We start from the raw sequence: 16937 nt of genomic DNA, 5'->3' as shown, positions 1-16937 counted from the left end.
CTCAGCGGGCTCCTGGATTGGCAGCCTGGAACATGGCGCGCAGCAGGACATCGCAGCCATCGGCCAGGTCCTGTGGTGCGGCATTTTCGATCTCGTTGTGGCTGATGCCACCTTCGCACGGTACGAAAATCATACCGGCCGGCCCCAGTTCGGCCAGGAAGATCGCGTCGTGGCCGGCGCCGCTGACGATGTCCATGTGGCTTAGCCCCAGGGCGCGGGCTCCCTGGCGCACGGCATCGACGCATTGCTCGGCGAAGTACAGCGGTGGGAAGTCCGCGGTCGGTGTCAGTTCATAGCTCAGGCCGTGTTTCGCTGCACTGGCTTCGATGGCGGCACGTACTTCGCCCACCATGCTGGCGAGGTGGTCGGGGTCGAGATGACGCAGGTCGATGGTCATCTGTACCTGGCCGGGAATGACATTGCGCGAGCCGGGGTGCAGGGTCAGGCAACCGACCGTGCCGCAAGCGTGAGGCTGGTGTGCATGGGCCGAGCGGTTGACCGCCGCCACCACTTCGGCGGCACCGACCAGTGCGTCCTTGCGCAGGTGCATCGGGGTGGGGCCGGCATGGGCTTCGACGCCGGTCAGCACCAGATCGAACCATTTCTGCCCCAGACAGCCCTGGACCACACCGATGGTGGTGCGTTGGTCTTCCAGGATCGGGCCCTGCTCGATATGCGCTTCGAAATAGGCGCCAACGGCATGCCCGGTGGGCGCGCGCGGGCCGGCATAGCCGATGCGCTGAAGCTCGGCGCCAACCGACAGGCCCTGGTCGTCGATCTTTTCCAGGGTTTCCTGCAGGCCGAACTTACCGGCAAACACGCCAGAGCCCATCATGCACGGTGGGAAGCGTGAGCCTTCTTCGTTGGTCCATACCACCACTTCCAAGGGTGCTTCGGTGCTCAGGTCGAGGTCGTTCAGGGTACGGATCACTTCAAGGCCAGCCATGACCCCGTAGCACCCATCGAACTTGCCCCCGGTGGGCTGTGTATCGATATGGCTACCGGTCATCACCGGTGGCAGCGCCGGGTTGCGCCCGGGGCGGCGGGCGAAGATGTTGCCGATGGCGTCGATGCTGACGGTACAGCCGGCTTCCTCGCACCAGCGCACGAACAGGTCGCGGGCTTGACGGTCAAGGTCGGTCAAGGCCAGGCGGCAGACACCGCCCTTGGCGGTGGCACCCAGTCGTGCCAGGTCCATCAGCGATTGCCAGAGGCGGTCGCGGCTGACCAGCGAACCCTGGCCGAGCAGGTGCTGCGAGGGATCGATGCGGGTGTTCATGGTTCATCTCTCCTGAAGCAAAACATGGTCAATTCAATGGCGGTGTGCTGTGTGGCCTGCGCCGGGTCCCGTCGAAAGAGCCGGTACACACAACCCACAGTCAGGCGCTCAAGGCCAGGTAACGGTTCTTGATGCTCGGGTCTTCGCGAAACTGCGCAGCGCTACCCTGATAGGCCACGCGGCCCTGTTCGAGCACGTAGTGACGGTCGGCGAGGGCGTCGCAGACCATCAGGTTCTGTTCCACCAGCAGGATCGACAGGCCTTCGTCCTTGATCCGTCGCAGGATTTTCACCAGTTCGTCGACGATCACCGGGGCCAGACCTTCGGTGGGTTCGTCGAGGATCAGAAGCTTGGGGTCGTTGAGCAGCGCACGGGCGATGGCCAGCATCTGCTGCTCACCACCGGAAAGGGCAAAACCGCCGTTGCGGCGCCGCTCCTTGAGGCGCGGGAACATGCTGTACACATCCTCAAGCTGCCAACGGCTGTCCTTGCGCAGGGCGATCTTGAGGTTTTCCTCCACGCTGAGCTGGCGGAAGATGCCACGGTGCTCGGGCACCAAGGCGATGCCGAGCCGGGCGATATCGAAGATCTCGCGGCCAACCAGTTGCTGGCCGTTGAAGGTGATCTGCCCCTGACGCGGGCGGACGATGCCGAGGATGCTGCGCAGGGTAGTGGTCTTGCCGGCACCGTTGCGCCCAAGCAAGGTCACGAGCTCGCCGGCCTCGACCTTGAGCGAGACGCCTTCGAGCACATGGCTCTTGTCGTAATAGGAGTGGATCGAGTCGACGTTGAGCATCAGGCGGCCTCTCCAAGGTAAGCGGTGCGTACGCGTTCGTCGTTGCGCACCTGTTCAGGGGTACCTTCGACCAGTATCTGGCCGTGGCTCATCACGGTGATGCGCTGGCTGATCGACATGACGATGCTCATGTTGTGTTCGATCAGCAGCACGGTGTGGTCGCGCCCAAGGTCGCTGATCAATGCTGTCATGACCGGGATATCGTCGATGCCCATGCCCGACGTGGGCTCGTCGAGCATCAGCAGGGTGGGCCTGGCGCAGATCGACATGCCGACTTCCAGTACCCGCTGCTGGCCGTGCGACAGCTCGCCGGCCAGCGTCTCGGCGCGGGCCGTGAGTTTCAGGCGCTCGAGCACCTGGTCGGCGGTGTCCCAATGGCTACGCTTGTGCTCGACGCTGCGCCAGAAGTTCAGCGCACCCAGGCCGTCGCGGCCTTGGGCGGCCAGGCGCAGGTTCTCGCGAACCGACAGGTTCTGGAACAGGCTGGTGAGCTGGAACGAGCGCGCCATGCCCAGCGCAACGCGGCCGTGGGAGGGTTTGCGGACGATGTCCTGGCCGTTGAACAGGATCTGGCCGCCGGTGGCCTGACGCTCACCGGTCAGGCAGTGGAACAGGCTGGTCTTGCCAGCGCCGTTGGGGCCGATGACGGTATGAATGGTGCCGGCGCTCACTTTGAGGTCAACGCCTGCGACCGCCTTGAACGGCCCATAGGCCAGCTCCAGCTGGCGGGTTTGCAGAAGGTAGTCGCTCATCACAGGGTCTCCTTGGTGTTGGCCTGGGGTTTGTCGCTGGCACTGCGTGGCGCCAGCAGGCGCTTGCCCAACTCGGCCAGACCGCCCCACAGGCCGCCGCGCATGAAGACCACCACCAGGATCAGGATCACCCCCAGCAACATCAGCCAGCGTGGCCACAGCTCCGACAGCACATCGCCCAGCAACACGATGGCGCCAGCGCCGAGCAGTGAGCCGAACAGCGAGCCGGTGCCGCCGACGATGGTCATGATCAGGATGTTCTCGCTCATCATCAGGTCGATGTTCGACAGCGGCGCAAAATGCAGCAGCATGGCGTACAGCGCACCGGCGATGCCGGTTATGGCACCCGACAGCATGAAAACGAGGATCTTGAAGTGTCGGATGTCGTAGCCAATGGCCGCGGCGCGGGTTTCGTTCTCACGGATGGCCAGCAGGGTGCTGCCGAATGGCGAGCGGATTACCCGCAGGGCACCGGCGAAGATCAGCAGGAACAGCACCGCGACGAACACGTAGAAGTGCCGAGGGTCGCCCAGGTCCACCAGCACGTGGCCGGCCATTTCGATGTTCGGGCGTGGCACGTCGAGCAGGCCATTGTCACCGCCGGTCCAACCGCTGAGGGTGTAGGCCAGGAAGTAGGCCATCTGGCTGAAGGCCAGGGTCAGCATGACGAAGTAGATGCCTTTGCGGCGAATCGCCAGGGCCCCCACCAGCAGCGCCAGGAAGGCGCCGAACAAGGCTGCGCCGAGCAGGGCGGCGAACAGCCCCCACTGCAGGTGAATCATCAATAGCGCCGCACCGTAGGCACCGGCGCCGAAGAAGATGCCCTGGCCGAAAGAGAGCAGGCCGGTGTAACCGAGCAGCAGGTTGCAGGCCAGCGCTGCCAGGGCAAAGATCAGGATCTCGGTTGCCAGGGTGGCCGACGGCAGCAGCAGCGGCAGCGCAACCAGGCTGGCGACGACCAGCGACAGCAGAGCTGGCGCGCGGCCCTTGGCAACGGGTAATGGGTTTTTCTCGCTCATCTCACGCTCTCCCGAACAGGCCATAAGGACGGACCAGGATGACCGCGGCCATGGCGCCATAGATCATCAGGCTGGCGCCTTGCGGCCAGAGGCTGGTCATCATGCTTTGCACCACACCCACCAGCAGGCCGCCGACCAGCGCACCGCCGAACGAGCCCATGCCGCCGATCACCACCACCACGAAGGCGATGCCGAGGATTTCCGGGCCGACGAAAGGCTGGGCACCCCGCAGCGGAGCGAAAAGGACGCCCGCCACGCCGGCCAGGCCCACGCCCAGGGCGAAGGTCAAAGAGAACAGGCGGAAGATGTTGGTGCCCAGCAGCGATACGGTTTCGGTGCTCTCGCTGCCGGCCCGAACCAAGGCGCCGAAGCGGGTGCGCTCCAGCAGAAGCCACAAGCCAAGGCCGATCAGGGCAGCGAAACCGATCAGGAACAGGCGGTAGTAGGGGTAGATGAAGTCACCGAGGATCAGCACCCCGCGCAGCTCCGGCGGCACGGCGATGTTCTTGCCCACTGGGCCCCAGATCAGCACCGAGGCTTCCTGGATGATCAGCGCAATGCCGAGGGTGACGAGGATCTGGAAGGTGTGCGGCAAGTGGTAGATGCGCTTGATCAGCAGGCGCTCCACCGCCCAGGCCAGCGCGGCCACCACCAGCGGCGCGATCAGCAGCGCCAGCCAGAAGTTGCCGGTAACAGCCACGGCGGTGTAGCACAGGTAGGCGCCCAGCAGAAAGAAGGCGCCATGGGCGAAGTTGACGAAGTTCAGCAAGCCGAAAATGATCGTCAGGCCGACGGCGATGAGGAAGTAGATCATCCCCAGGCCCAGGCCGTTGAGCAGTTGGAACAGGTACAAATCGAGCATGAGCGTGCCCTCGACAGCGCGCGGTGCGGCTGCCTGTACGAGTGTGTTTGACTAACGCCTTGGCTTCAGGCCAGGGCGCAACCGGTGTGGTCGACCTCGATGAACGAGCGCCCCGAGCTGATGACTTCGGCCAGGTCGTCCTCGTCGCGCATCTGCCCTTGGGGCTTGCCGCGCAGCAGGTAGTAATCCTTGAGCACCTGGTGGTCACCCGGGCGGATCAGTTCATCGCCTGTCGGGCCTTGGAAGCGCATGCCCTGGAGTGCGGCGGACACCGCGGCGCCTTCGAGGCTGCCGGCCTTGATGATCGCTTCGAGCATGACCTTGGTACCGATGTAGTCGGCCGCCAACGGGTAATTGGGGTTGATGCCGTAGGCTTTACGGGTGGCTGCGACCAGTTGCTTGTTCAGCGGCGTGTCGACCTGATGCCAGTACTGAGCGCCAAGATAGACGCCTTCGAGCACGTCGCTGCCCAACTCCTGGAACTGGTCCAGGCCCGCTGACCACACCATCAGCACGCTCATGCGGTCCTTGATGCCGAAGTTCACCGCTTGGCGCAGTGCATTGGATGCCTGGCTACCGAAGTTGAGCAGCACCAGCACATCGGGTTTGGCGGCGATGGCGTTGGTCAGGTACCCGGAGAACTCCTGCTCCTGCAGCGAGTGGTAGCTATTACCGATGTGTTCGACGCCGAACTCGGAGAATACCTTGCGGGCGTTGTCCAGCAGGGCATCGCCGAACACGTATTGCGGGGTGATGGTGTACCAGCGCTTGGCCTGCGGCAGCTGGCGGATCATCGGCACCAATGTTTCGCGGATAGCGCCGTAGGTGGGCACTGACCATCGGAAGGTCGAGGCATTGCAGTCCTTGCCGGTGATTTCGTCGGCGCCTACTGGCGTCATGAACACGCCGCCGGCCTTGTGGATTTCCTTCGACACCGCCAATGCCGAGGACGACAGCGTACAGCCCTGGAAGAAGCGCGCGCCGTCCTGGCCGATGGCTTCCTGCACCTTGCGCACCGCTTTACCGGCGTTGCCTTCGGTGTCTATGACCTTGTACTTGAGCGGGTGGCCGAGCAACTGTGGGTACTCGGCGATGGCCAGACGCGAGCCCATGTCGGCGTACTTGCCGTAGCTGGCGAAGGCCCCAGACATGGACTTGAGCCCATAGAAGGTCAGCGGTTGGTCGGCGAATGCCCGGTGCGCCCCCAAGGGGAGGCCTCCTAGGGCACCCAGGGCAAGGCCTGCCTTGAGCAGGGTACGTCTTTGCATGGGTAACTCCTTGGTTCTGGTTATTAGGCAGGAGTGGCAATGACAAAGCGGGTACGGCCGGGCCTGTGTGCAGGCCTCTTTCCAGGCGCATCAGTGGTGGTGTTCGAACTCCAGCAGGAAGTTGCGGGCAACCTCGCCTTCGAGCGCGGTCATGTGGTGCTCGGCGTCGCACATGTGTTCGTGCATCAACCGGCGTACAGCGGGTTCGTCGCTGGCGCGCAAGGCTGTCAGCAGCTGCTTGTGGTACGCGATGTTGGCGGCAGCGAACTGCTGGCGCTTGGGCAGGTAGGCCTTTTTCAGCACCACCAGGTCGCGTAGCAGGTCGTTGAGGAACACTGCCATGAAACGCAGCAGCGGGTTGGGGCAACGGTCGGCCAGCAGCGTGTGGAACTCCAGCTCCGCCAGCCGTTGTTCGCGCTGCCCTTCTTCGCTGTCTTCCGGCGCGCTGCAGAAGTCTATGTTGGCTTGCAGGGCCGCATAGTCAGCGTCACTCAGCTTGCCCATGACCGACACCGCCAGCTCGACCTCGATGACTTTGCGCAATTGGTACACCTGCTCGCCGTCCAGGTGCTGGAAGTGCAAGTAGTTGCGCAGTGCGCGGCTGGCCGGCTCGGTGCCGACCTCATTGAGGTAGGCGCCACCGCTCGGGCCGGTGCGGGTGCTGACCAGGCCTTCCACTTCAAGGGCCTTGAGCGCTTCGCGGGCGGTGCCTTTGGAGCATTCGAAATGCTCCATCAGCTCACGCTCGGTGGGCAGCCGATCGCCAGGGTGCAGCGCTTCGGTGACGATAGAGCGCTTGACCGATTCGACGATCACATCCGACAGCTTCTGGCGCTTGCGTTTGGGTTTGAGCATTTCGCTATTTTTCATATTTATGCGGATAAATAGGATTTAGCGAGTTTTGCCCATAGGGGTCAATGCCGAAGGCTGGGGAGGGGTCGTAAACGGTGCGAAAGCGTCGGGGAGGGATAAGAGCGCAAGAAAATTACCGCGCAACTTGTAAGAGCGGGTGACCCGCTCCTACAGGGCTGTGTGTTCAGTTTTGGCGGCCAGGGCCTTGCTGCAAGTGCGCCTGGCTGCAATACCACTCGTTACCCTGGCGCAGTGCCCGGTCGTTGGGCAGGTGCACCCCGCAATGGGCGCAGCGCACCATCTTCAGCGGGTCGTCGAGCTTGGGCTCGGGATGCGACTGTTGGCTGATCTTGAACTTGCGCCACAGCCAGAACGCGGCGGCGATCAGGGCGATCCAGAAGAGTAGGCGAACCATGGTGTCCAGCTTGTTCAGAGAGGAAGCCACCAGTCTAGGGCGGCCCCCACGAAAAAGGGAGGCCCTGAGCCTCCCTTTCTTGTAGTGCCGTGTATCAGTCGAACAGACCGAAGGTCATGTAGCTGAACCACGAACGGTCTTTCTCGGCTTCCTTCGGACCTTCCGGCAGGATCGGATTGCCGTCTTCGTCCTTGGGCAGCAGCTCTTCCGGCATTTCCGAGCGAGCGTCCTGGAACTGCTTGACCACGTCCTGGTTGGCGCGGGTTTCACCCGGTGGCAGCGGCGTTTCGGTCTCGATCAGGCCCAGGGTGGCCTTGGACAGCCACGAACGGCCATCAGCCTCGTCCTGCTTGGGCTGGAACTGACCATCGACCAGGCTTGGGTGGTCGGGGTAGTTGAGCTTGAGGGTTTCCAGGCTGGTGGCGGCCAGGTCGTCCAGGTGCATCTTCTGGTAGGACTCGACCATGATCGCCAGGCCGTCACCGACCGACGGGGTTTCCTGGAAGTTTTCCACCACGTAACGGCCACGGTTGGCCGCGGCGACATAAGCCTGGCGGCTCAGGTAGTAGTCGGCCACGTGGATTTCATAGGAGGCCAGCAGGTTGCGCAGGTAGATCATGCGCTGCTTGGCGTCCGGCGAGTAACGGCTGTTCGGGAAGCGGCTGGTCAGCTGGGCGAACTCGTTGTACGAGTCGCGCGCGGCACCCGGGTCGCGCTTGGTCATGTCCAGCGGCAGGAATCGCGCCAGCAGGCCACGGTCCTGGTCGAACGAAGTCAGGCCCTTGAGGTAGTAGGCATAGTCGACGTTCGGGTGCTGCGGGTGCAGACGGATGAAGCGCTCGGCAGCCGATTTGGCAGCTTCAGGCTCGGAGTTCTTGTAGTTGGCGTAGATCAGTTCGAGCTGCGCCTGGTCGGCGTAGCGGCCGAACGGGTACCGCGACTCCAGGGCCTTGAGCTTGCTCACGGCGCTGTTGTAGCTGTGGTTGTCCAGGTCAGTCTGGGCCTGCTGGTACAGCTCGGCCTCGCTGAGGTTCTCGTCGATCACTTCTTTGTTAGAGGAACAGGCCGCGGTGAGCCCGAGGATGGCGATCAGCAGCAGGTGTTTCACTTGCATGGCGGCTTGCGTCCCTTTGACGGCCGCTGTCTTGGGCGGTGCCGTCCTGTTATGATGAGCGCCCCGGCCAACCCCGGGACAAAAGAAGCCGTATTTAACCACAAGCTCGCAGCCGAAACCAAAGGCTGTGCGCCCGCCGAATCGAGCATGTCCGAGATCATTCAACTTAGCGCAGAGGTACCGTCCGAACTGGGCGGCCAACGCCTCGACCAGGTCGCAGCCCAATTGTTCGCCGAGTACTCGCGCTCGCGGCTGACTTCGTGGATCAAAGAGGGCCGCCTGACGGTCGACGGCGCGGTCCTGCGCCCCCGCGACACCGTGCACGGCGGCTCGCTGCTGGCCCTGGATGCCGAGCAAGAGGCCCAGGGCGAGTGGGTGGCTCAGGACATCGAGCTGGACATCGTCTATGAAGACGACCAGATCCTGGTGATCAACAAGCCTGCCGGGCTGGTGGTCCACCCTGCGGCAGGCCATGCCGATGGCACCCTGCTCAATGCCCTGCTGCACCACGTGCCGGACATCATCAATGTGCCGCGCGCAGGCATCGTCCACCGCCTGGACAAGGACACCACCGGTCTGATGGTGGTGGCCAAGACCCTGCAGGCGCAGACCAACCTGGTCGACCAACTGCAAAAACGCAGCGTCAGCCGTATCTACGAGTGCATCGTGGTGGGCGTGGTGACCGCGGGCGGCAAGATCGACGCCCCGATCGGCCGCCACGGCGGCATGCGTCAGCGCATGGCCGTCACCGACGGCGGCAAGCCGGCGGTCAGCCACTACCGCGTGCTCAAGCGCTTCCGCTCGCACACCCACGTACGGGTGAAGCTGGAGACCGGCCGTACCCACCAGATCCGCGTGCACATGGCCCACGTGGGCTTCCCGCTGGTCGGCGACCAGACCTACGGCGGTCGCTTCCGCATTCCGCCTGCGGCGAGCCCGACCATGGTCGACGCGGTCAAGAACTTCCCGCGCCAGGCCCTGCATGCGCGTTTCCTGGCACTGGATCACCCCACCACCGGTGAACGCATGGAATGGGCATCGCCGCTGCCGGATGATTTCGTCTGGCTGCTATCGCTGCTCAACCAGGACCGCGAGAGTTTCATCGGATGAGTGAATTGATGCAGTCGCTGTTGATTCCCGACTGGCCAGCCCCAGCCTCGGTTCGCGCCTGCGTCACCACCCGCCAGGGCGGCGTGAGTCTGCCGCCCTACGAATCCTTCAACCTTGGCGACCATGTGGGCGACGACCCTGCAGCGGTCGCCGAGAACCGCCGCCGCCTGAGCGATGAATTCGCCATCGAGCCTGCCTGGTTGAAACAGGTGCACGGGCTGGTGGTGGCCGATGCAGACCCCTCTATCGTTGCCGAAGCCGACGCCAGCTGGACCGACCAGCCCGGCATCGCCTGCACCGTGATGACTGCCGATTGCCTGCCGGTGCTGTTCTGCGACCGCGCCGGTACCCGTGTGGCGGCAGCCCATGCCGGCTGGCGCGGGCTGGCCGGGGGCGTGCTGGAGGCTACCCTGGACCGCCTGGGGCTGCCCGCTGAAGAGGTATTGGTGTGGTTGGGGCCGGCCATCGGACCAACGGCATTCGAAGTGGGCCCGGAAGTGCGCGATGCATTCACCGCTGTGCACCCGCAAGCGGCCACGGCCTTCGTCGACGGTCAGCGCCCCGGTAAGCTGATGGCGGACATTTATGCGCTGGCGCGTATTCGCCTGGCGGCACGTGGGGTCACGGCCGTTTATGGCGGTGGCCTCTGCACGGTGAGCGACCCGCGGTTCTTCTCTTATCGCCGGACCCCGCAGGGTGGGCGGTTCGCTTCGTTGGTCTGGTTGCAGGTTTGAGATTGGCGGGGCCGCTTCGCGGCTCATCGCAGGCTAGCGCCAGCGGCTGCCTCTGATTTTGCGCGGTGCGAAGCGACCCCTCTTGCACTCTCAAAGCTGATCCACGTCAAGCCCGCTACGCTTGAATCTTCCAGAATCAACCTTATCTATAAGGTCATCTCAGGCAGGTTTCTTCATCAACAGGCGCTGTCCATCGCTCCGACCTGCCCTTTAAAGGAAGGTACCCCATGCGAATAGACCGTTTGACCAGCAAGCTGCAGCTGGCTTTATCCGATTCCCAATCCCTGGCCGTTGGCATGGACCATCCGGCTATCGAGCCCGTGCACCTGATGCAAGCGCTGCTCGAGCAGCAAGGTGGTTCGATCAAGCCGCTGTTGATGCAGGTCGGCTTCGACGTCAACAGCCTGCGCCAGGCCTTGGTCAAAGAGCTCGACCAGCTGCCGAAGATCCAGAACCCTACGGGCGACGTGAACATGTCCCAGGACCTGGCGCGCCTGCTCAACCAGGCCGACCGCCTGGCCCAGCAGAAAGGTGACCAGTTCATCTCCAGCGAGTTGGTACTGCTGGCCGCCATGGACGAGAACAGCAAGCTCGGCAAGTTGCTGCTCGGCCAGGGCGTGACCAAGAAAGCCCTGGAAAATGCCATCAACAACCTGCGCGGCGGCGCGGCGGTCAATGACGCCAATGCCGAAGAATCGCGCCAGGCGTTGGACAAGTACACCGTCGACCTCACCAAGCGCGCCGAGGAAGGCAAGCTGGACCCTGTGATCGGCCGTGACGACGAAATCCGCCGCACCGTGCAGGTGCTGCAGCGTCGTACCAAGAACAACCCTGTGCTGATCGGTGAGCCTGGCGTGGGTAAAACCGCCATCGCCGAGGGCCTGGCCCAGCGCATCATCAACGGCGAAGTGCCCGATGGCCTCAAAGGCAAGCGCCTGCTGGCCCTGGACATGGGTGCCCTGATTGCCGGCGCCAAATACCGGGGCGAGTTCGAAGAGCGCCTCAAGGCGCTGCTCAACGAGCTGTCCAAGCAGGAAGGCCAGATCATCCTGTTCATCGACGAACTGCACACCATGGTCGGCGCCGGTAAAGGCGAGGGCGCCATGGACGCAGGCAACATGCTCAAGCCGGCCCTGGCCCGTGGCGAGCTGCACTGCGTTGGCGCTACCACGCTCAATGAATACCGCCAGTTCATCGAGAAGGACGCAGCCCTTGAGCGGCGCTTCCAGAAAGTGCTGGTCGAAGAGCCGAGCGAAGAGGACACCATCGCGATCCTGCGTGGCCTGAAAGAGCGCTATGAAGTGCACCACAAGGTGGCGATCACCGACGGCGCCATCATCGCCGCGGCCAAGCTCAGCCACCGCTACATCACCGACCGTCAGTTGCCCGACAAGGCCATCGACCTGATCGACGAAGCGGCCAGCCGCATCCGTATGGAGATCGACTCCAAGCCCGAAGTGCTCGACCGCCTCGACCGCCGCCTGATCCAGCTCAAAGTCGAATCCCAGGCGCTGAAGAAAGAAGAAGACGAGGCCGCGAAGAAGCGCCTTGAGAAGCTGACCGAAGAAATCGAGCGTCTGGAGCGTGAGTACTCCGACCTTGAAGAAATCTGGGCTTCCGAAAAGGCTGAAGTACAGGGCTCGGCGCAGATCCAGCAAAAGATCGAGCAAGCCCGCCAGGAGCTGGAGTCCGCCCGTCGCAAAGGCGACCTGAGCCGCATGGCCGAGCTGCAGTACGGAGTGATTCCAGACCTGGAGCGCAGCCTGCAGATGGTCGACCAGCACGGCAAGTCGGATAACCAGCTGCTGCGTAACAAAGTCACCGAGGAAGAAATTGCCGAAGTGGTGTCCAAGTGGACCGGCATCCCCGTTTCCAAGATGCTCGAAGGTGAACGCGAGAAGCTCTTGAAGATGGAAGCGCTGCTGCACCAGCGTGTGATTGGCCAGCACGAAGCGGTCACCGCCGTTGCCAACGCCGTGCGCCGTTCCCGTGCAGGGCTGTCCGACCCCAACCGGCCAAGTGGTTCGTTCCTGTTCCTCGGCCCGACCGGTGTGGGTAAGACCGAGCTGTGCAAGGCGCTGGCCGAGTTCCTGTTCGACACCGAAGAGGCCATGGTGCGCATCGACATGTCCGAATTCATGGAGAAACACTCCGTGGCTCGCCTGATCGGTGCCCCGCCAGGCTACGTCGGTTATGAAGAGGGCGGTTACCTGACCGAAGCCGTACGCCGCAAGCCCTATTCGGTGGTGTTGCTCGACGAAGTGGAGAAGGCACACCCGGATGTGTTCAACGTGCTGCTGCAAGTGCTGGAGGACGGCCGCCTGACCGACAGCCATGGCCGTACCGTGGACTTCCGCAACACGGTGATCGTGATGACCTCCAACCTGGGCTCGGCGCAGATCCAGGAACTGGTGGGCGATCGCGAAGCCCAGCGTGCGGCGGTTATGGATGCGGTGGGGTCGCACTTCCGTCCGGAGTTCATCAACCGGATCGACGAAGTGGTGGTGTTCGAGCCCCTGGGCCGCGACCAGATCGCTGGCATCACCGAGATCCAGCTGGGCCGCCTGCGCAGCCGCCTGCTCGAACGCGAGCTGACGCTGAGCCTGAGCCCGGAAGCGTTGGACAAGCTGATCGCCGTGGGTTACGACCCGGTGTATGGCGCACGGCCGCTGAAGCGGGCGATCCAGCGCTGGATCGAAAACCCGCTGGCGCAGCTGATCCTGGCAGGCACGTTCATGCCAGGCACGGCGATTACCGCCACGGTCGAGGGCGACGAGATCGTCTTCGCCTGATTCACCGCTGTGCCACGAGCCCCGCATTCGCGGGGCTTTTTTTTAGCCGGCCCCCCGAAAACCCAGGCTTTTCGGCACTCCCAGATAACTTGCTGAAAATTTTGAAATTTTTGCTTGCATCTAAAATCGAGTGCCCCTAATATACGCCGCGTTGTCAGGCACTAAGCGAATCACCAGCAACACCGGGAATCGCAAAACAACTTACAAATCAGTAAGTTGAATGAAAAAAAGTGGTTGACAAGCAAAACGAAGAATGTAGAATAGCCGGCCTCAGCAGCGACAACGCGAAAGCGAAGAAGCTAAAGGGTTCGAAGCTAACACAGCCTTCGAAGTTGTACCGAAGTTCAGTTCCGCGATAGCTCAGTCGGTAGAGCAAATGACTGTTAATCATTGGGTCCCTGGTTCGAGTCCAGGTCGCGGAGCCAATCTCGGGGTGTAGCGCAGTCCGGTAGCGCGCCTGCTTTGGGAGCAGGATGTCAGGAGTTCGAATCCCCTCACCCCGACCATTTTCAGGGTCGTTAGCTCAGTTGGTAGAGCAGTTGGCTTTTAACCAATTGGTCGTAGGTTCGAATCCTACACGACCCACCATGTAAAAAGGGCATCTCGAATGAGATGCCCTTTTTCTTTTGTCTCGAATTTAGGTTTTGGGGTTTTGCTGGCTTTATCGCCGGCAAGCCGGCTCCTGCGGGGGCGGGTGATTGGCGGGCAAAAAAAGTGGGAGAGGGCAAGCCCGCTCCCACAGGGTGTTTCAGCGCGCTGTCAGTGCAGCTTCAGGCGCGGCTCGGTACCGCGACCAATCTTGCTGCCCAGCATCAGCATCGCCGTGCGGAAGACCCCATACAACGCCATCTGGTGCATCCGGTACAGCGACACATAGAACATCCGCGCCAGCCAGCCTTCCAGCTTCACGCTGCCCATCAGGTTACCCATCAGGTTGCCCACCGCCGAGAAGCGCGACAGCGATACCAGCGAGCCGTAATCCTTGTAGGCATAGGTGTGCAGCGGCTTGTTCTCCAGGCGCGCCTTCAGGCTCTTGGCCAGTGTCGAGGCTTGTTGGTGTGCCGCCTGGGCCCGTGGCGGCACGTTGCGGTCGCTGCCAGGTTGCGGGCAGGCGGCGCAGTCACCGAAGGCGAAGATGTCGTCGTCACGGGTGGTCTGCAGGGTAGGGCGCACCACCAGCTGGTTGATACGGTTGGTTTCCAGGCCGTCGATGTCCTTGAGGAAGCCCGGCGCACGAATGCCCGCCGCCCACACCTTCAGGCTGGCCTGGATCATTTCGCCATCCTTGGTCTTCAGGCCCTCGGCCGTCACTTCGCTGACCGCCGCGTTGGTCATCACCTTCACCCCGAGTTTTTCCAGGGTCTTGTGCACCGGCACGCTGATGCGCTCCGGCAGTGCCGGCAGCACCCGTGGGCCCGCCTCGATCAGGGTGATGTGCATGTCCTTGGGCTGGATGCGGTCCAGGCCATAGGCCGCCAGTTCATGGGCGGCATGGTGCAGCTCGGCGGCCAGTTCCACACCGGTGGCACCGGCGCCGACGATGGCCACGCTGATTTTCTCGCTTGCCACATCGCCGGCGTGGGCACGCAGGTAGTGGTTGAGCAACTGCTGGTGGAAGCGCTCGGCCTGCTTGCGGGTGTCCAGGAACAGGCAGTGCTGCGCCGCGCCCAGGGTGCCGAAGTCGTTGGTGTTACTGCCGACGGCAATCACCAGCGTGTCGTAGCCCAGCGTGCGCGCCGGCAGCAACTCGCGGCCCTCTTCATCGAGGGTGGCGGCGAGCTGGATCTGCTTGCCCTCACGGTCCAGGCCGCTCATGCGTCCCAGCTGGAAGTTGAAGTGGTTCCACTTGGCCTGGGCCACGTAGTTCAGTTCGTCTTCCGAAGAGTTCAGCGAGCCTGCGGCCACTTCGTGCAGCAGCGGTTTCCAGATGTGCGTGAGGTTAGCGTCGACCAGGGTGATCTCGGCCCGCTTGCGCTTGCCCAGGCTTTTACCCAGGCGGGTCGCCAGTTCCAGGCCGCCGGCGCCGCCGCCGACAATCACGATGCGATGAGTCATGGGGATATCTCATAAGGTTTACGGAATTCCTGGCCCTGGGGGCCGGCCGCAAACTGCGCGAGAGGAGGGCGAGCGCGAGGCAGCTCATAGCACCAGTCCACTCAACAGGCGGCTAATGAGGCCCAGGGCGATGGTCACGGCCACCACCAGGACAAGGAGCAGCCACGGCCTGAAAGGCTTGCGCTCGACTTGGTGCTGGGGGGCTCGCAGGTACTCATCGACACGACGCTGATCTTCCGGATTCAGTCGGCTGGTCATGGTGGGCCTCGTCAGATAGACGTTTGTGACTGCGCGAACGCCACAGCGTTCACGCAAGCGCTTGAAACAAATGATAATGCTTTCTATCCCTGGCGCCGAGTTTACGCCATTGCAAAGACTCTCGGCACTGGATCAAAGACTGATTCCGACATCGAACACGATACTGCGCCCCAGGTTGCCGCGCAGGAAGTCCGGCGCATCGGGGTGAGCGAACAACACCCGGGCGAAGGTCGGCCCGACCAGTGACAGCGAGCGCCAGCCCTGGCGCAGGTATTCGGTGGGCGGCGGGAAGTGCGTGTTGAGGTCGAGCACCTCACGCTTGAGGCTGGAGAAGGCGATGATGTCCAGCTCGCTCAGGTCCAGCCCGCGTTCGCGGTAGTTGTGCGCCTTCTTGCGCAAGGTCGGGGCCAGGCGCCCAAGCAGTTCGGCGGCACTGATCCGCCTTGGCCGCGCTTCACGCCGCACCAACTGCGCCAGCGAAAAGGCGCTGCGCCGGCGTTGCAGCTCTTCGCGCCATTCGTCATTCAGCCGGCGCCCCTCATCGAGCACGAAAAACACCTCGAACGCCGCATCGCGGAACAGCACGTCGGGCGGTTCCTGGCCGGCGGGGGAAAAGTCCTCGCTGCGGTAGGGAATGTTCAGGCCTTGCAGCAGACGCTGGCAGACCCAACGCTCGCGCTCCCATTTGCGGGCATTGGACAGGAATGCATTGGCTTGTTCGGCCTGGATGGTAAGCAGGCGCAGGTAGTCTGAGTCATCCATGTGAACTAGCTTAGTCGGCAATTGTGAACGGTAAGAGCTTGTTTGCCCGTGGGAAACGTCATCAAGGTGTAGACTCGGGGTATCTGAAACGGGAGCGAGCTTGAGTTGATCAGCGCACAGGTCCTGTCTTCCACCAGCATGACCGTGGGTTGGCTGGCATACGTACCGCTGTTGATCTGGGCGGCGACGCGCACGCGCTGGGTGGAATTGTTCACCGACAGCCGCCGTCAGCACCTGCTGTTCGGCACGGTCTTTTGCCTCTTCGCGCTGTGGTTGGTCAGGCGCGACTTCGACACCGGCGTGTCTTACCACTTCATCGGCATGACTGCCGTGACCTTGCTGCTGGACTGGCCGTTGGCGATGCTTGGCGGCTTTCTCGCCCAGCTCGGGTTGCTGGCGCTTGGCCGTCAAGACATGGCGGCCTTGGGGGTCAACGGGCTGCTGCTGATTGGCTTGCCGGTGCTGATTACCGAAGTGTGCGCGATCCTGGTCGAGCGGGCGCAGCCGCGTAACCTGTTCGTCTACATCTTCTGTTCCGGGTTCTTCCCGGCAGCGCTGACAGTGTTGGCCTGTTTGGTGGCGGGGTTGGGGTTGCTGTGGCTGGATGGGCGATTCGCCATGCCGGAATGGCTCAGCGACTTCGTGGGCTACCTGTGGTTGATGATGTTCCCGGAGGCGTTCATCAACGGCACGGTGATCAGCGCGCTGGTGGTGTTCTGCCCGGAGTGGCTGGAGACGTTCAACCGCACGCGGTATTTGCAGGCGCCGTGGAAGGAGGATGAGCGGTGATTGTGTGTTGGCTGTTCCGGCCTCTTCGCGGGTAAACCCGCTCCCACAGGTACTGCACCGATCTTGAAAACCATGAGATC

Annotated in this window: 16 protein-coding genes and 3 tRNA genes; 7 read left to right on the top strand and 12 right to left on the bottom strand. The window is 62.9% G+C overall.

Features of this window, described 5'->3' with window-relative positions; genetic code table 11:
* Position 1: 1 nt before the first annotated feature.
* The 9 genes from P3R38_RS21540 to P3R38_RS21500 all read right to left on the bottom strand — a co-directional run bounded on the left by P3R38_RS21540 (position 2) and on the right by P3R38_RS21500 (position 8357).
* Positions 2-1279, bottom strand: a complete 1278-nt coding sequence (locus P3R38_RS21540) for a Zn-dependent hydrolase (protein ID WP_023382457.1) — start codon at positions 1277-1279, stop codon at positions 2-4.
* 100 nt (positions 1280-1379) lie between these two features.
* The gene (locus tag P3R38_RS21535) at positions 1380-2075 is read right to left on the bottom strand and encodes an ABC transporter ATP-binding protein (RefSeq protein ID WP_023382456.1); all 696 of its coding nucleotides are present in this window, start codon (positions 2073-2075) and stop codon (positions 1380-1382) included.
* Complete coding sequence (locus P3R38_RS21530; protein ID WP_023382455.1) at positions 2075-2827, bottom strand: ABC transporter ATP-binding protein; 753 nt, start codon at positions 2825-2827, stop codon at positions 2075-2077. Before P3R38_RS21530 ends, P3R38_RS21535 begins: the two co-directional genes overlap by 1 nt.
* Positions 2827-3846, bottom strand: coding sequence for a branched-chain amino acid ABC transporter permease (locus tag P3R38_RS21525; RefSeq protein ID WP_023382454.1), 1020 nt, complete (start codon positions 3844-3846; stop codon positions 2827-2829). Before P3R38_RS21525 ends, P3R38_RS21530 begins: the two co-directional genes overlap by 1 nt.
* 1 nt (position 3847) lies before the next feature.
* On the bottom strand, positions 3848-4708 hold the full coding sequence (locus P3R38_RS21520) for a branched-chain amino acid ABC transporter permease (protein ID WP_023382453.1): 861 nt from the start codon (positions 4706-4708) through the stop codon (positions 3848-3850).
* A 65-nt stretch (positions 4709-4773) separates the two neighbouring features.
* Positions 4774-5976: an ABC transporter substrate-binding protein gene (locus P3R38_RS21515; RefSeq protein ID WP_023382452.1), complete on the bottom strand. Its 1203-nt coding sequence runs from the start codon at positions 5974-5976 to the stop codon at positions 4774-4776.
* 90 nt (positions 5977-6066) lie between these two features.
* Positions 6067-6831 carry an FCD domain-containing protein gene (locus P3R38_RS21510; protein ID WP_023382451.1) on the bottom strand — a complete coding sequence of 255 codons (765 nt, stop codon included), beginning with the start codon at positions 6829-6831 and terminating at the stop codon, positions 6067-6069.
* 181 nt (positions 6832-7012) lie between these two features.
* The gene (locus P3R38_RS21505; protein ID WP_023382450.1) at positions 7013-7243 is read right to left on the bottom strand and encodes a PP0621 family protein; all 231 of its coding nucleotides are present in this window, start codon (positions 7241-7243) and stop codon (positions 7013-7015) included.
* A 94-nt stretch (positions 7244-7337) separates the two neighbouring features.
* Positions 7338-8357, bottom strand: a complete 1020-nt coding sequence (locus tag P3R38_RS21500; protein ID WP_023382449.1) for an outer membrane protein assembly factor BamD — start codon at positions 8355-8357, stop codon at positions 7338-7340.
* Between the two features lie 147 nt (positions 8358-8504).
* Between P3R38_RS21500 and rluD the strand changes: the two genes are divergently transcribed.
* The 6 genes from rluD (at position 8505) to P3R38_RS21470 (ending at position 13581) form a co-directional block, all read left to right on the top strand.
* Complete coding sequence (gene rluD, locus P3R38_RS21495) at positions 8505-9467, top strand: 23S rRNA pseudouridine(1911/1915/1917) synthase RluD (protein ID WP_023382448.1); 963 nt, start codon at positions 8505-8507, stop codon at positions 9465-9467.
* Positions 9464-10201: a peptidoglycan editing factor PgeF gene (gene pgeF, locus P3R38_RS21490; protein ID WP_277686587.1), complete on the top strand. Its 738-nt coding sequence runs from the start codon at positions 9464-9466 to the stop codon at positions 10199-10201. Before rluD ends, pgeF begins: the two co-directional genes overlap by 4 nt.
* A 227-nt stretch (positions 10202-10428) precedes the next feature.
* On the top strand, positions 10429-12993 hold the full coding sequence (clpB, locus tag P3R38_RS21485; protein ID WP_104881231.1) for an ATP-dependent chaperone ClpB: 2565 nt from the start codon (positions 10429-10431) through the stop codon (positions 12991-12993).
* Between the two features lie 349 nt (positions 12994-13342).
* Positions 13343-13418, top strand: a tRNA-Asn gene (locus P3R38_RS21480).
* A gap of 4 nt (positions 13419-13422) precedes the next feature.
* Positions 13423-13499, top strand: a tRNA-Pro gene (locus P3R38_RS21475).
* Positions 13500-13505: 6 nt separating this feature from the next.
* Positions 13506-13581: transfer RNA gene (locus tag P3R38_RS21470), tRNA-Lys, on the top strand.
* Positions 13582-13752: 171 nt separating this feature from the next.
* On the opposite strand, the gene P3R38_RS21465 is transcribed toward P3R38_RS21470, so the two are convergent.
* The 3 genes from P3R38_RS21465 to P3R38_RS21455 form a co-directional block, all read right to left on the bottom strand.
* On the bottom strand, positions 13753-15048 hold the full coding sequence (locus P3R38_RS21465) for an NAD(P)/FAD-dependent oxidoreductase (RefSeq protein ID WP_023382445.1): 1296 nt from the start codon (positions 15046-15048) through the stop codon (positions 13753-13755).
* A gap of 84 nt (positions 15049-15132) precedes the next feature.
* On the bottom strand, positions 15133-15306 hold the full coding sequence (locus tag P3R38_RS21460; protein WP_023382444.1) for a DUF3094 family protein: 174 nt from the start codon (positions 15304-15306) through the stop codon (positions 15133-15135).
* Between the two features lie 132 nt (positions 15307-15438).
* The gene (locus P3R38_RS21455) at positions 15439-16068 is read right to left on the bottom strand and encodes a DUF1780 domain-containing protein (protein ID WP_023382443.1); all 630 of its coding nucleotides are present in this window, start codon (positions 16066-16068) and stop codon (positions 15439-15441) included.
* A 138-nt stretch (positions 16069-16206) separates the two neighbouring features.
* On the opposite strand from P3R38_RS21455, the gene P3R38_RS21450 reads away from it, so the two are divergent.
* Positions 16207-16857 carry an energy-coupling factor ABC transporter permease gene (locus P3R38_RS21450; protein ID WP_049818811.1) on the top strand — a complete coding sequence of 217 codons (651 nt, stop codon included), beginning with the start codon at positions 16207-16209 and terminating at the stop codon, positions 16855-16857.
* Positions 16858-16937 lie beyond the last annotated feature (80 nt).

Origin of the sequence: Pseudomonas sp. NyZ480, assembly GCF_029537255.1 — a bacterium.
GTDB classification, from domain to species: domain Bacteria; phylum Pseudomonadota; class Gammaproteobacteria; order Pseudomonadales; family Pseudomonadaceae; genus Aquipseudomonas; species Aquipseudomonas taiwanensis.
Note: the sequence above shows the minus strand (reverse complement) of the source record. Positions and strands in the feature narration are given on the sequence as shown.